At 60.8% G+C, this 14,567-nt stretch carries 13 protein-coding genes and 1 tRNA gene; 9 read left to right on the plus strand and 5 right to left on the minus strand.

The features are described from left to right. Nucleotides 1–29 precede the first annotated feature (29 nt). The 4 genes from ACWYRN_RS23265 (at nt 30) to ACWYRN_RS23280 (ending at nt 3,883) form a co-directional block, all read left to right on the plus strand. Nucleotides 30–125, plus strand: a tRNA-Sec gene (locus ACWYRN_RS23265). 295 nt (nt 126–420) lie between these two features. After that, entirely contained in the window at nt 421–1,611 is a 1,191-nt protein-coding gene (locus ACWYRN_RS23270; protein WP_488690177.1) for a hypothetical protein, read from the plus strand. After that, a complete protein-coding gene (locus ACWYRN_RS23275) occupies nt 1,608–2,060 on the plus strand; it encodes a three component ABC system middle component (protein ID WP_488690178.1) in 453 nt (150 codons plus the stop codon). Before ACWYRN_RS23270 ends, ACWYRN_RS23275 begins: the two co-directional genes overlap by 4 nt. Next, the gene (locus ACWYRN_RS23280; RefSeq protein WP_488690179.1) at nt 2,057–3,883 is read left to right on the plus strand and encodes a DUF3732 domain-containing protein; all 1,827 of its coding nucleotides are present in this window, start codon (nt 2,057–2,059) and stop codon (nt 3,881–3,883) included. The genes ACWYRN_RS23275 and ACWYRN_RS23280 overlap by 4 nt, the downstream gene beginning before the upstream one ends. A gap of 178 nt (nt 3,884–4,061) precedes the next feature. On the opposite strand, the gene ACWYRN_RS23285 is transcribed toward ACWYRN_RS23280, so the two are convergent. Then, nucleotides 4,062–5,477, minus strand: a complete 1,416-nt coding sequence (locus ACWYRN_RS23285) for an OmpP1/FadL family transporter (RefSeq protein ID WP_488690181.1) — start codon at nt 5,475–5,477, stop codon at nt 4,062–4,064. A 124-nt stretch (nt 5,478–5,601) separates the two neighbouring features. Further along, complete coding sequence (locus ACWYRN_RS23290; protein ID WP_488690182.1) at nt 5,602–6,492, minus strand: LysR family transcriptional regulator; 891 nt, start codon at nt 6,490–6,492, stop codon at nt 5,602–5,604. Between the two features lie 110 nt (nt 6,493–6,602). Between ACWYRN_RS23290 and ACWYRN_RS23295 the strand changes: the two genes are divergently transcribed. The 5 genes from ACWYRN_RS23295 (at nt 6,603) to maiA (ending at nt 11,689) form a co-directional block, all read left to right on the plus strand. Next, nucleotides 6,603–7,808 (plus strand): 3-hydroxybenzoate 6-monooxygenase, encoded by a 1,206-nt coding sequence (locus ACWYRN_RS23295; RefSeq protein ID WP_488690183.1) that lies wholly within the window; start codon nt 6,603–6,605, stop codon nt 7,806–7,808. A 14-nt stretch (nt 7,809–7,822) separates the two neighbouring features. Beyond that, nucleotides 7,823–8,872, plus strand: coding sequence for a gentisate 1,2-dioxygenase (gene gtdA / locus ACWYRN_RS23300; protein ID WP_488690185.1), 1,050 nt, complete (start codon nt 7,823–7,825; stop codon nt 8,870–8,872). A 17-nt stretch (nt 8,873–8,889) separates the two neighbouring features. Then, complete coding sequence (locus ACWYRN_RS23305; protein ID WP_488690186.1) at nt 8,890–9,600, plus strand: fumarylacetoacetate hydrolase family protein; 711 nt, start codon at nt 8,890–8,892, stop codon at nt 9,598–9,600. Between the two features lie 74 nt (nt 9,601–9,674). Further along, nucleotides 9,675–11,048 (plus strand): MFS transporter, encoded by a 1,374-nt coding sequence (locus ACWYRN_RS23310; protein ID WP_488690187.1) that lies wholly within the window; start codon nt 9,675–9,677, stop codon nt 11,046–11,048. Beyond that, nucleotides 11,045–11,689 (plus strand): maleylacetoacetate isomerase, encoded by a 645-nt coding sequence (maiA, locus tag ACWYRN_RS23315; RefSeq protein ID WP_488690188.1) that lies wholly within the window; start codon nt 11,045–11,047, stop codon nt 11,687–11,689. The genes ACWYRN_RS23310 and maiA overlap by 4 nt, the downstream gene beginning before the upstream one ends. Before the next feature lie 18 nt (nt 11,690–11,707). On the opposite strand, the gene ACWYRN_RS23320 is transcribed toward maiA, so the two are convergent. From ACWYRN_RS23320 to ACWYRN_RS23330, 3 genes are read right to left on the minus strand one after another with little or no spacing between them, the layout of a single operon-like run. Next, complete coding sequence (locus ACWYRN_RS23320) at nt 11,708–12,913, minus strand: DUF4132 domain-containing protein (RefSeq protein ID WP_488690189.1); 1,206 nt, start codon at nt 12,911–12,913, stop codon at nt 11,708–11,710. 26 nt (nt 12,914–12,939) lie between these two features. Next, nucleotides 12,940–13,737 (minus strand): hypothetical protein, encoded by a 798-nt coding sequence (locus ACWYRN_RS23325; protein ID WP_488690190.1) that lies wholly within the window; start codon nt 13,735–13,737, stop codon nt 12,940–12,942. Between the two features lie 33 nt (nt 13,738–13,770). Further along, nucleotides 13,771–14,565, minus strand: a complete 795-nt coding sequence (locus tag ACWYRN_RS23330) for a hypothetical protein (RefSeq protein WP_488690191.1) — start codon at nt 14,563–14,565, stop codon at nt 13,771–13,773. Nucleotides 14,566–14,567 lie beyond the last annotated feature (2 nt).

The following is a 14,567-nucleotide window of genomic DNA, read 5'->3' on the forward strand; positions in this document are numbered from 1 at the left end:
GCGCGCGGCATGTCGCCGCCGCTGCAAAAGGAAGGCATTCTCATCCGGTGATGGGGCCGGGCTTCAAACCCGGTGGGGGGCGTCAGCCGCTCTCCTGTAAGTTCGACTCTTTCTGCCTTCCGCCAATCTTCTGCTTACCTACGCGTTGACGATTCTTCGCACAGAGAATCTCCCCCCTAGCGGCTGTTTTCAGCGCTACCTGCTCGCCCGAATATCCCCTACCACCTGAAATCGTCGTATAGATCTTGTCTCAAAATTGGGAGTTGGGTCATATTTTTATTGCACTTTCTTAACTTGTCGAGCTAATCTTGCATCAACGGAAGTGCACGAAAAGCAACAAATTTCAAAAAAGACGGTAAAGTTGTCGATAATGCATTTCTGCCTCCATAAACCGCGAAAGAAACTGCGTAAGGAAGTAGCATGAGTCACATTGAAAAAACTGCGGCTGACAAGAAAGCTCTAGGCTTTGATTTTCAAGACTTTGTTTTTGTTTATAACATACTATTTCTTGAGAAAGGCGAATCTATAAGCTTAGAAGTGCTCGACGATATTCATATCGAAACCATCAAAGAAATTATTCTGATACAAGTGAAGCACAGTGTTCACTCGGGGAATCTTACGGATCGCGATATCGACTTATGGAAAACGTTATGGAATTGGTTCAAATCCTATCCCGAACTGCCAAAAACCAAAAAGCTTAGATATATTTTATATACTAACAAGGGACTTGGGAGCCAGGACTTTATTACCGCACTTACGCAAAGTCAAATCAATAAAGAAAAAATTAAAGATTATGTGCAAAAAGCTTACCAAGCTTTACTGGCAAAAGAAAATGAAAAAGATCCAGAATCTGCGGCGAATCCGATATTTAAGTATGTAAAAGAGCTGGCCGCTGACACATCTGGAACTTTAGATACCATTTTAGATAATCTTGAAATTCACTCGGACACTACCGAGATAACAAAAAAAATTGATGACAGGCTCTCTTTTTTCTCTATCCCATTAGATAGAATTGCATCTACGCGAAATGAATTGCTCGGCTTATTCGATGTATTTAAATACAATGTAGTAAAAAGTTTAAAGAAGATAACTATCGATTTTGATACATTCCGTAACGACATTGGCTTCGATAGAATCTTACACCTTGCATGCACAACCGAGGTTGACTTCGGCATTTACTACGATCGCTACCGCGAACTCGACATATCCACTCTATCGTTTGAGCACAGTGTCTTTGGAGAACAATTACACGATCTTGGTTTAAGTAAAAAAGAAATCATTGATCATGGCATTGAAATGGTAACTAGTGAGAATGTATTGGATGAGTTGAACAAAAAGGGCAAGTTCAGCCTTATCGAATACACTAGAATAACGACCCAGGCATCGTCGCACTGGCAACGGGTACACAACCGTGCTCATAGACATTCTCCCGAGAATGAGGATCAACACCGCGAATTCGCTACAAAATGTTACGAAGATTCCATTGAAAAACAGTTGATTTCTAACAAACAAACTTTGCCAGAGGAGATTTGCAGAGGTAGGTTTATGAAACTCTCTGACGCGCTTTCGATCGGTTGGCGTAATGACTGGGAAACTAAATATAAAAAATGAGAACTCTTGTAAATAACGAACTTCTTGGTTGCATTGCGATACAGGAAGTATTACGTTTCGCAAAAGGTGGGTTAAGTATGGCTAACTCCTTTCTTATACTACCCTTACTACTTCCCAAAAAAACCCGCTCTTTTTTGAAAGACCGTAGAGTTAAGGTTGTAAGTAGCAAAGAACTGATAATATCTCAACCAGATACATTCGTCGATTTGCAAACGATGTACCAAGACTTCTTTATCGTGAGCTTGAACAGTCATATTCTAGCGCTAGAAACCGGGGTCATTCAGGTAAACGAAGGGAGAGTTAGTCTTCAGAACATTGTATTTGATAACATCGAGAAAGAGCGACATGGAAACTTCGCCTTTGAGATCTCCCAAGCAGCGCCAAACGTAGCTTTTATATTAAAAGAACAACCTTCTGAACTTTACGCAAATTTTCGAATTTCATTATGAATAATATTCAAATAAAAAATATTCTCTTGTGGCAGAAAAATGGCATCCTACGAAATTTAGAGCTCGAAGAAGGTAAAGTCAATGTGATTACCGGGGATTCCGGCAAAGGAAAATCCTCGATTCTGCATATCATCGATTATTGTCTCCTTGCAAGTGAAGCCCGAGGAATTTCAAAAGCAAACATCGACTCAAAGGTCGATTGGTACGGTATCCGTCTAAACATCAATGGCGTGATCATTACAATTGCAAGACCTTCACAGGAAAGTGATGTCGGCACTCTTGCATACTATGATGAAAATGGCCTTATTCCAGAAATTCCCCGTTTAAACGTCCGTATTGACAGCCTAAAGAAAACACTTAACAGCGCTTTTGGCATTGATTCGGACTTGCGAATCCCGTATGGGGGAACGTTTCTCCGTGCAGGTACGCGAGTATCGTTTCGCAATTTTTTAGGTCACTGCTACCAAGATCAGACAACAATCACGTCAGCCGAATACCTATATATCAAGCCAAATGATGGCCGATTTCAAGAGGGTATACAGCGAACCTTCAGAATGGCTCTTGGAATAGAAAATACACGCACTGCGCTTATAAAATCAAAACTTTTAGAGTTGCAGCAGAAGAAATTAGCGACTTCAAGAAAGTTAGAAGCTCTTCAGCGAAAGCGACTGGTGTTTTCGAGTGAAATATCAGAACTTGCAGAAGACGCGGTATATGTCGGGGCTTTGAATAAAAAGCCCGAATCTGACGAAGATGCACTAAAGGCACTCCAAGAAGTAATCAGTTCGGAAACCCAAATACCGACAAACGCAAGCGAACTTCAAAACATTGAACGTGAAATTTTTGCCAAGAAGGTAAGCAACAAGCGATATGTAGAGTTCCTCGCAACGAAAAAACTCTATAAAGAATCCGCCAAAGAAACGGAAGATGCTCTTAAACCGATCGAAATCATTAACGAAAATCTCGAATTTATTTTTGCTTCACCCCTTGCAAATGGCCTAATTAATCATCTACACGAAGAACTATTAAAGACTAGAGAGCAGCTAAAGCAGCACAATGCCGCTCCATTCTTTGGAGAGATTGAAGAACTGATCAAATCTCAAAAAGAGGAAATCCGCAGACTTGAAAAACGCGCTTCCGAATTCAAGAGAAAAAATGAAATTAGGGTCGATCTCAAAGATTACTTCAAATATATCGGACGACTAGAAGCAAAAATAGATCTCTACTCCAGCGAGACCTCTATACCGACGGATATTGATGAGACTGAAATCGATAACCAGATTATGCAATTAAATAGCCAACTGGAAGAAGACAAAACTCGTGTTGACCTCATAAAGCGCCAGCTAGACCGCCTGATAAACGAAAGGCTTTCTCGACTTAAATTAAAGGGCTACGCTAATTTTACTGCCTATTTTGATGAAACCCAACGGCTAATTAATTTGTATTCTGAAGACGAAGATATGTTCGAGAAGATGCCCGATATTGGGAGCGCATCAAACTATTTGTATCTGCATCTTGCATATTTCCTATCTATCCATCAGATAGCAAAGATGCGAGGGGTCACTTGGATGCCGTCATTTTTAGTATTTGACCAGCCGAGTAGCCCTTATTTCTCAACTACGGGCAAACCAACCGACGACATCAAGAGTTTAGATGCAGCTCTGATTGAGTTAAATAAATTTGCAACCGAGATGAAACCCTTTGGGGGATTTCAAATTTTGTTGTTAGAACATATCGAAGCTTCTCACTGGGAGAATCTTTCGCTCAACAATTTTCATCTTGTCGACCGCGAACTTCGCGACGATTACGGATTAATCTTATGACACATACTGCCAGCTCCAGCCGAAATTTATTAAGGAAATGCTTCAAAAGTCAACTACAAATAATGTCTGCTCTGGGCTAAACGTGACTCATCAAAACGACAGTAGCTTTTTTCTTTAGAGATAAAGTTGGATATAATAGGCGGAACAATTAGTTCCGCCTATTTGATTTGATTCAAATTCAGAACCGCTGGCTGTACGCCACGCCCACCAGCTGCATATGGGTCTTCCACGTCCCGCGCGTGGTCTCGCCATTGCCGGTGCAGCCCACTGCGACAGGATTGCAGCTGTTGGTATAGGCGCCGTATGCATCCTTGAAGTCCAGGTAGCTGTAGGCGAAGTCGATCGACGAGGTTGGCGACAGCTTCCAGTTCGCGCCGAACGACAGCTGGTTGCGGTCCGCATCCGGCAGCGCCGCATGACGCAGTTCGCTGCTGCGCACCGGCGCATTGTCGTGCGCGATACCAGCACGCAGCAGCACGTCGTCATTGAGCTTGTAACTCGCGCCCAGCGACACGCGCACCGTGTTCTTCCATTGCTGGCGAATCACCTCGTCGCCCTCGCCGGTGCCGAGGAACTCGATGTCGATGTTTTCCATGCGCGAGTTGCGCGACCAGGTCACGTCCGCCATGCCGGCCCAGCGCGGATCGAACTGGTGGAAGGCGTTCAGCGACAGCGTCTCCGGCGTACGCAGCTCGACGCGCGCATCCGAGTTCTGACGGCGCGACACGCCCTGCAGCACGCTGTTCACGACCGCATCCGAGGTCACGGTCGAGAAGTCCCAGATCGCCCCGCCCTTCAGCTCGTGCTTGATCGACGAACGGTAGGCGATGCCGAAGCGGGTGTTCTCGTCCAGCGTGAACAGATAGCCCAGGTTGAAGCCCACGCCCCAGTCCTTGCCCTTCACGCCCGCATAGGCGTCGCCGGCAGTCGCCAACAGGGCCGGGTTGCCGCCCAGGCCGGCGATCTGGCGCGCCAGCACGGCGCCGGTGCCGCCGTGTTGGGCGGCGGCGATGGTACCCGGCACGTCCACCGCCTGGCCCAGGCTGGCCTTCATGTAGTCGACGTCGATGCCGAAGCCGAAGGCGTGCTGTTCGTTCAGCTTGAAGGCGAGCGACGGGTTCAGGGTCAGCGATTCGAGCTTGATGTTGGTGAGCGAGTAGCGGCCGGCCCAGTCACGGTCGTAATCGAGGTCGGTACCGAAGGGGACGAAGGCGCCGAAGCCGGCGGTCCAGCGGTCATCGATCTTGTGGCTGTAGTACAGCGACGGCGCGGCCACGGCGCTTGGCGCGTAGTCATCCTGGCCGGCCTGGCCGCCGGTCGGGCTGCCGGTGAAGCGGGTCGAGCCGGCGTCCTGGTAGGTGGAGTGCGGCACCAGGGCGGTGACGCCGCCGGCGAACTGGCGGCCCTCCAGGCGGCTCAGGCCGGCCGGGTTGGCGAACACGGTCGAGGCGTCGACAGCTTCGGCGCCGTTGGCTTCGGCCGTGCCCTGGCTGGACACGCTCTGCGAGCCGAAGCGGTAGCCGGACGCGCCGGCAGTGGCGGAGATGCCGGCCAGCGCCAGCGCAATGATGAGGTTCAGGTGTTTCTGGTTCACGGTAGTTCTCTTGGTTTGGTTGTCTTCTTCAACGCTTCCCTCATGCATTGGATGGCAGAGGTTATGCGGGTCGAAGCATACACCAAACCTGAATTTTTTATTACGACCGTGCTTTTTTGGCCAACTACCCGAACAGCGTCGCAATCGCCCCGCGCAGCCAGCGGTTCGACGCATCCGCATGGTAGCGCTCGTGCCAGTGCTGCTTGACCTGGAAGCTGGGCAGCGCCAGAGGCACCGGCAGCATGCGCACGTCCTCGCTGTCGACCATCGAGGCGCCGTAGCGGTAAGGGACGATGGCCAGCAATTCGGTCTGGGCCACGATGCGCGCCACGCCCAGGAAGCTCGGCAACTGCAGCTGCACGCGCCGCACCACGCCTTCGCGCTCCAGGGTCTTGTCGACGATGGCGTGGCCGGTGCCGGATGAGCGCACCAGCACGTGGTCTTCCGCCTGCAGCGCCTCCAGGCTCAAGCTGTCCCGCACGCGCGGATGCCGGTTCGACACCAGGCACATGAAATGCTGGTCGAACAGCACCTGCTGGTAAAAGCCCGCCTCCAGGTGCGGCATGAAACCCACCGCCAGGTCGACCGTGCCGTCGGCCAGGTCCTGCGGGCTGTCTGGCGTGATCTTCGAGATGTCGACGCGGATGCCCGGCCCTACCTGGCGCAGGTGGTTCAGCAGGCGCGGCACCAGCACGATCTCGCTGATGTCGGTCATGCAGATGCGGAACTCGCGCGTGCTGCCGGCCGGGTCGAACACCGGCTCGTCGGCCAGCGCATGCTGCAGGGCCTGCAGCGCGCGGCGCACGTCCTCGATGGCGTTCTCGGCGCGCGGCGTCGGCTCCATGCCCTTTGCCGTGCGGCTGAACAGGCGGTCGTTGAAATGCTCGCGCAGTTTGCCGAGCCCCAGGCTCACGGTCGACTGCGGCAAGCCGAGGTTGTCGGCAGCGCGCGTCACGTTCCGGGTCTTGTAGATCTCGTCGAAGATCAGCAGCAGCTCGATATCGAAACGTTTCATGGCCGGCACCACTATTTAAAATCCTGATTATAACAATCGACAACGATCAGTTTCCGGCATACGGGGTTTTCGGCAGACTGTGGTCATTCACGGGATGTATGGAGACCATCATGAAAACCACTAACACGATAAAACCTTCTGTGATCGTGGCCGGCGCCGGCATCGGCGGCATCGCCACCGCGCTGTCGCTGTCGCGCCTGGGCTTGTCGGTGACGGTGCTGGAGCAGTCGGCCACGCTGGGCGAGATCGGCGCCGGCCTGCAGCTCGCGCCGAATGCCTTTGCCGCCCTCGACGCGCTGGGCGTGGGCGCCGCGGTGCGCGAGCGCGCCGTGTTCACCGAGCGCCTGGTGATGATGGACGCGGTCGACTGCAGCGAAGTCGGCGCCTTCGAAGTCGGCGAACCCTTCCGCCAGCGCTTCGGCAACCCCTACGCCGTGATCCACCGCGCCGACATCCACACCGCCATCCTGGAACACGTACGCGGCAACCCGGCCATCGAACTCGTCACCTCCTGCCACATCGACGCCATCGAACAGGACGAACGTGGCGTCACCGTGCTGGCGCGCGACGGCCGGCGCTACGGGGCCGATTACCTGATCGGCTGCGACGGCATCAAGTCGGTGGCGCGCGACGTGGTGGTGGGCGACCCGGTGCGCGTGTCCGGCCACGTGGTCTATCGCGCCGTGGTGCCCGCCGCCGAGATGCCGGAAGACTTGCGCTGGAACGCGCCCGTGGTCTGGGCCGGCCCCAACTGCCACCTGGTGCATTACCCGCTGCGCAGCGGCGACCAGTACAACTTGGTCGTCACCTTCCACAGCCGCGAGCCCGAAGTCTGGGACGTGCGCGACGGCAGCAAGGAAGAAGTGCTGTCCTACTTCAGCGGCATCGCCGACCTGCCGCGCCAGCTGCTGCACTGCCCGTCTAGCTGGCGCCGCTGGAGCACCGCCGACCGCAATCCCGTCGACAACTGGACGAAGGGCCGCATCACCCTGCTCGGCGACGCCGCCCACCCGACCCTGCAATACCTGGCCCAGGGCGCCTGCATGGCGCTGGAAGACGCGGTCACCCTCGGCGCAGCCGTGCGCACCACCGGCTTCGACATGGAAGCCGCCTTTGCCCTGTACCAGAAATCGCGCATCGCCCGCACCGCGCGCGTGGTGCTGTCGGCGCGCGAGATGGGCCGCCTGTACCACGCCCACGGCGTCGAACGCCTGGTGCGCAACGATTTGTGGAAAGGCCGCGGCCAGGCCGGCTTCTACGACGCCCTGGACTGGCTGTACGGCTGGAGCGCCGAGCGCTGCCTGGCCACCGCATAACAAGGAGAACAAACATGCACAACGACCTGCAAGGCGCGCGCCGTGCCCTCTACCATGACATGCAGTCCCTGCACCTGACGCCGCTGTGGGAATCGCTGCACAACCTGGTGCCCAAGACCCCGGCGCCCGGCTACGAAGCCGCGCTGTGGCGCTACGCCGATATCCTGCCGCACTTGCAGCGCGCGGGCGAACTGATCTCGGCCGAGGAAGCCGTGCGCCGCGTGCTGGTGCTGGAAAACCCGGCCCTGCCGGGCAGCTCCTCGATCACCCATTCGCTCTACGCCGGCCTGCAACTGATCCTGCCGGGCGAGGTGGCGCCGGCGCACCGCCATACCCAGTCGGCCCTGCGCTTCATCGTGCAGGGCAAGGGCGCCTACACAGCCGTCGACGGCGAGCGCACCACCATGCACCCGGGCGACTTCATCCTCACGCCGTCCTGGACCTGGCACGACCACGGCAACCCCGGCATCGACGGCCAGGCCGAACCCGTGGTCTGGCTCGACGGCCTGGATATCCCGATGACGCGCTTCTTCAGCGGCGGCTTTGCCGAGAACGGCGAAGCGGCGAGCCAGCCGGTGGCGCGCCCGGAAGGCCGCAGCCTGGCCGCCTACGGCCACAACATGGTACCGGTGCGCCAGCTGCACACCCGCGCCAGCTCGCCGATCTTCAACTACCCTTATGAGCGCTCGCGCGAGGCGCTGGACACCCTGCGCCGCCAGGAAGAGATCGATCCCTGGGTCGGCGTCAAGCTCCGCTACATCAACCCTTTGAACGGCGGCTCGCCGATGCCGACCATTGGCGCCTGCATGCAGCTGCTGCCCGCCGGATTTATCGGCCGCGCCCACCGCAGCACCGACGGTACCGTCTACAGCGTGGTCGAAGGCAGCGGCACGGCCGTCATCGGCGGCCAGCGCCATGACTTCGCCCCGCGCGACACCTTCGTGGTGCCGTCCTGGGCCACCCTCGCCTTCGAAGCGCCGCAGGACGTGGTGCTGTTCAGCTTTTCCGACCGCCCGGTGCTGGAGGCCATCGGCCTGCTGCGCGAAGAATTCCTCCCCGAATAAATTAGAAAGAGACCATCATGAGCGACCACTATCTGTTCCCGCCCCAGGCCACGGTCGGCCTGCCCGTCAACGGCAGCGCGGCTGCCTTCCCGGTGCGCCGCGTCTACTGCGTCGGCCGCAACTATGCGGCGCACGCGCGCGAGATGGGCTTCGACCCGGAACGCGAACCGCCTTTCTTCTTCTGCAAGCCGAACGACGCGCAGTCGATCGTGCCGGTGCCGGCCGGCGCCACCGTCGAGATTCCCTACCCGCCGCGCACCGAGAACTATCATTACGAGATCGAACTCGTGGTCGCGATCGGCAAGGCCGGCGCCAACATCGCGCCGGAAGACGCGCAGGCGCACATCTTCGGCTACGCGGTCGGCCTGGACATGACCCGGCGCGATCTGCAGATGCGCATGCGCGAACAGGGCCGCCCGTGGGAGATCGGCAAGGCCTTTGATTATTCGGCGCCGATCGGCGCGATCACGCCGGTTGACGCCAGCGGCGCGGTGAACGCCGGCGCCATCGCCCTGACGGTGGACGGCAAGACCGTGCAAAGCAGCGACATCACCCACCTGATCTGGAACGTGAACGAGACCATCGCCCAGCTCTCGACCCTGTTCGAACTCCAGCCCGGTGACTTGATCATGACTGGCACGCCCGAAGGCGTGGGCGCCGTGGTGCGCGGCCAGACCATGCACGGCACGGTGGACGGCCTGACGCCAATCAGCGTGAAAGTCGTCTGAGTCTAAAACCCGGCCAGCGCTCCAGCGAAGAGCGCGGCCGCATTCGAAGTTCAACCTGCAGCGAGGAGACACCCATGCAAGCGCAGAACGTCCAGCAGTTCATCGACCAACATCCCTTTTCGCCGCTCCAGAAGCGCGTGCTTGCGCTGTGCTTCCTGGTGGTGGCGATCGACGGCTTCGACACCGCCTCGATCGGCTTCATCGCACCCGCCCTGCGCGGCGAATGGGGACTGAGCGCGGCGGCCCTGGCGCCGCTGTTCGGCGCCGGCTTGTTCGGCCTGATGGCGGGCGCCCTGCTGCTCGGGCCGATGGCCGACCGCTTTGGCCGCAAGCCGGTGCTGCTGCTGTCGGTCGCCTTCTTCGGCCTGACCTCGCTGCTGTCGGCCTTTGCCGACAACATGACCGCTCTGCTGGTGCTGCGCTTCCTCACCGGCCTGGGCCTGGGCGGCGCGATGCCGACCACGATCACCCTCACTTCCGAATACTGCCCGCAGCCGCGCCGCGCCAGCCTGGTGACGCTGATGTTCTGCGGCTTTACCATCGGCTCGGCCCTGGGCGGGCTGGTCGCCGCCCAGTTGCTGGCCAGCGTGGGCTGGCGCGGCATATTGATCATCGGCGGCGTGATCCCGCTGCTGCTGGTGCCGGCCCTGCTGTTCGCCCTGCCCGAGTCGCTGCGCTGGATGGTGCTGCGCGGGCGCGGCGTCAGCACCGCCGCCCAAGGCATCATGCGCAAGATCGCCAACACCGCGCAGGCACTGCCGCCGTTGACCGTCAGCGATGTCAAGCTGCCTGGCTCGCCGGTGACCCAGCTATTCCGCCCCGGCCTGATCGGCGGCACCCTGCTGCTGTGGTCCACCTTCTTCATGAGCCTGTTGATCATCTACCTGCTCTCGAGCTGGCTGCCGACCATCCTGAACGGCGCCGGCCACAGTCTGTCGCAGGCTTCCTTCATCAGCTCGGCTTTCCAGATCGGCGGCACCCTCGGCGCCATTTTGCTGGGCCGCTGGATGGACCGCTACCGTCCGCACCGCGTGCTGGCCACGGCCTACCTGGCGGCGGCCGCCTGCATCGTGGTGGTCGGCATGGCGACGCAGAACGTGCCGCTGCTGGTGCTGGCCGTGTTTGGCGTTGGCTTTGGCGTGAGCGGCTCGCAGGTTGGCGCGAATGCGCTGGCGGCCGCCTTTTATCCGACCACCAGCCGCGCCACCGGCGTCAGCTGGGCCTCGGCCATCGGCCGCAGCGGTTCGGTGCTCGGCTCGATGGTCGGCGGCGCCCTGCTGGCGGCGGAGCTGAGCACGCAAACCATCTTCCTGATGCTGGCCGTGCCGGCGGTGCTGGCCGCGCTGGCCCTGCTGGCCATGGGCCGGCTGCAGCGCGCCGAACCGGCCGCGCTCGACACCGCCCCGGTCATGCCGCTCCAACCCACTACCAACAATTCGCTCACATGAAACTGCATACCTATTACCGCAGCTCGGCGTCCTACCGGGTGCGCATCGCCCTCAACCTGAAGGGCCTGGCCCACGACCAGGCCTACGTGCACCTGTCGAAAGACGGCGGCGGCCAGTTCGCACCGGGCTTCGACGCCCTGAATCCCCAGCACCTGCTGCCGGTGCTGGAGGTCGACGGCATGATCCTGCCGCAGTCGCTGGCCATCATCGAGTACCTGGACGAAACCCGCCCGGCCGTGCCGCTGCTGCCGGCCGACGCCAAGGGACGCGCCCGCGTGCGCGCATTGAGCCAGGCGATTGCGGCCGACATCCACCCGATCAACAACCTGCGCGTATTGAAATACCTGAGCGCGGAACTGGGCGTGAGCGCGGAGCAGAAGAACGCCTGGTACCGCCACTGGGTGACGCTGGGGCTGGACGCGCTGGAACGCCAGCTGGCCGGCAGCCCGGACACCGGGGCCTTCTGCCATGGCGACACGCCCGGCATGGCCGACTGCTGCCTGGTGCCGCAGTTGTACAACGCGCGCCGCTTCGAGTGCGATCTCGAACCCTATCCGACCCTGCTGGCCATCGACGCACGCTGCGAGGAACTGGCCGCCTTCCGCGATGCCCGGCCGGAAGCCCAGGCGGACGCCGAATAACACGTCCGCCTGGCGTGTTCAAGCGCCGTCGAGCAGCGCGCCGACGCCCTGCAGCACGCGTTCGAGCAATGCTTCGTCGTAGGGCAGCCAGGGTACGGCGCCCAGCTTCCGGCCGGACGCCGGAAGCGCAAGATCGACAGGCGCGCCATCGCGCAGTACCCGGCCGGTGCGCATGCTGACCCGGGCGCCGGCCACCTCCACATGGAAACCATCCAGCTTGATGCTGCCGGCTGCGATCTGCGGCGCCAGCAGCGCGGCCAGCACGCGGCGGCGCATGGCATCGCGCCCGGTCTGGTCGGCCAGCAGCAGGAGCCGGCGGCTGCGCGCATAAATGTCCTCGTCTTCGATGTCGAGCGCGACGGCAGCCACGCTGACCAGCAGATCCACGGCGCGGCAGGCTTCCGACAGCAGGCGCGGCGGCGCATCGGCGGGCGGCACGGCCATGCCTCCAAGCCGCAACAGCAGCGCGCCGCTGGCGACCACGCCGTCATACCCCGGATACAGGCGGTCGCTCACCACGAACAGCACGCGCAGGTCGCCGAACCGGCGCAGCAGGCCGTCGTAGTCCAGCTTCCAGCCCTCGCGCCGCGCCAGCCCGACCAGCGGCGTGGCGTCTAGTTCATAACCGGCGAAGATCTCGCCGTCGCCAGGTCGGTACCACTCGCGAAATACCTGGCGCAGGGGCTGGCGCAGCTGCTGCGCCATGATGTGCGCGCGCCAGGCCTCGCGTTCGGCTTCGTCGGCCTCGACCGGGTGCCAGAGCGTGACCGGCTCGTCGTCCGCAACCGCAACCGCCTCTCCCTGCGCATCGAGCGGCCGGTCTGCCGGGCCGAGCATCCAGGCGGCGCCGCTGCGCCAGACCAGGCCCCGGGCGAATTCGGCGGCGGTCTTGTTGGCCAGCAGGCGCGCACGCCATTCGCCGTAAGGAAGCGCGAGCGGATCGACGAAGCAGCTTTCGAAGAACTGGACCAACAAGGCACGCAGCGGCTTCGGTGCGAGACCGGCGTCGAGCAGCCGCAGCGCCACTGCCGGGCGCGCGGCCAGGCCGCGCTCGGCCGGCTTCTGGTGCCGCGCCAGCTTCTTTTGCAGGCCGGCGTGGCGCACCAGCGCCAGCGCCTGGCGCAGGGCGACGACACCTTCCGGAGTCGGCACGGCTTCGATCGCATGCCCGAGCGCGACCGTCAGGGCCTGCGACGGCGCGGTGCGCGCTGCCGTTGGCGCCACACAGGCGTTTGCCAGCAAGGGGCCGATCAGCCCGCATACCAGGATTCGTCGCGCGTGGCCGCCACCCGCGCCGCCATGCCCAGCACCAGCGCATCGTCGCGGTCGAAGGCGGCATCGGCCTGGTATGGGATGTCGCCGGCATGCAGTCGCGCGAGCTGCTGCTCCGCCCCGGCCAGCGCAGCGCGCGCGAAATCCAGGTAGCCCGGCTCGCCGGCCAGCATGGCGGCGGGGTCGGTCTCCTCGTCCTCGTCCGCGACCAGGGGGCTGTAATGGCCGCTGAAGGCCAGCGCGAACAGGCTCTCGGGCGAGACCTCGCGCAAGGCGGCGAACTCGCGCGCGGCCAGGTCGTGCGCGGGCCGCTGTGCGACGAGCGCATCCAGGCGCGCGAGCAGGCCGTCGGCGCCGGCCGCGCGCGCGATGGCCAACAAGGCGTGGCGATCGCCGAACCAGCGCTCTTCCGGCGGCAAGCGCGGCAACAAGGCTGCCTCGAGCCCGGCGCCGGGCAGCGGCGCAAGGTAGCGCACCTGGCGCAGCAGCCAGGACAGGTGCACGGGCCCCGCGCGCACGGCCTGCAGCGTGGCCAGCAGGCCCGCATTATCGAGGCGCGGCACGAGGCCGCGTTGCGCGGCCTGGCGCAGTACCTCCTCGGCCTGCTGGCGCAGCGCGTCGCCCGCATCCGGGTTCCAGTGCACGCGCTGCAGCAGCGGCCACAGCGCGCCTAGCTCGTCCGGGCTCAGGCCATCGACCGTGATCGGTGCGCCGACGAAACGGGGATGGTCGGGCTGCGTACCGAGACGGTCGCGCAATTCGGCGTAGTGGCTCATGCTCTGCTCATGCCGCGTGTGCGCCGCTTGCGCTCAGGCGTCGGCCTGGCAGCCATCTGCCACGCCCCCCGTGACCTGCCGCTGCAAGCCGATCAGCTTGCCCGCGGTATCGTAGGTCACATGGAACATCGGCCCCGCCGGCAACTGGAAAACATAGGTTACCTGGTTCTCGCCCGGCATGATCATCACCATCTCGGTCGTGGCACGGCTCAGGTCGAAGCTGTCGCTGCCCACGGTGACAATGCCGCCGGCGAGCTTGTACTCGGCCGCCTTTGTATCCATCGGATTGGCCGGACTGAAGCACTTGAGCGCGACGCCTGGTGTCTCGATGAAGCGCGCCATGCTCTTGTACAGGGGCTGGCCGCGCAGCCCGTCCAGCGCTGGCCCCTTGGGGCAGCTCAGCGACTGCTCGCCGCGCACCACGCTTGCGCTGGCCTCCTGCGGATTGCCCTGGTCGTTCAGGGTCAGTACCGGGCCCCGGTCCGCATCCATCGACAGCATCGCGCTGGCCTTGACGACACCGCCGGCCGTCTCGCGCGTCAGCGTGATCAGCTGCGGCTTGCGCACGTCCGCGCTGAGATCGGGGGCGGTCATCTTGCCCTCGGCGTCGAGACTGATGCTGGCCTCGATGGTGTCGAGTTGCGGCGTGCGGGTGCAGCCGCCGGTGTAGCTGCGGCCACCGTTGCCGACGAGGAGCGGCGCCACCGCCGGCCACGGGTCGGCGGCGGAAGCGGCCGAGCCAGTACTGCCGGCGGCGCCCGGCGCGGCCGCGTCGTCCTTCTTGCCGCATGCTCCCAGGCTCAGGGCGGCGAGGAAGGCGGGTAACACGA

Source organism: Massilia sp. BAP21, from assembly GCF_057801335.1.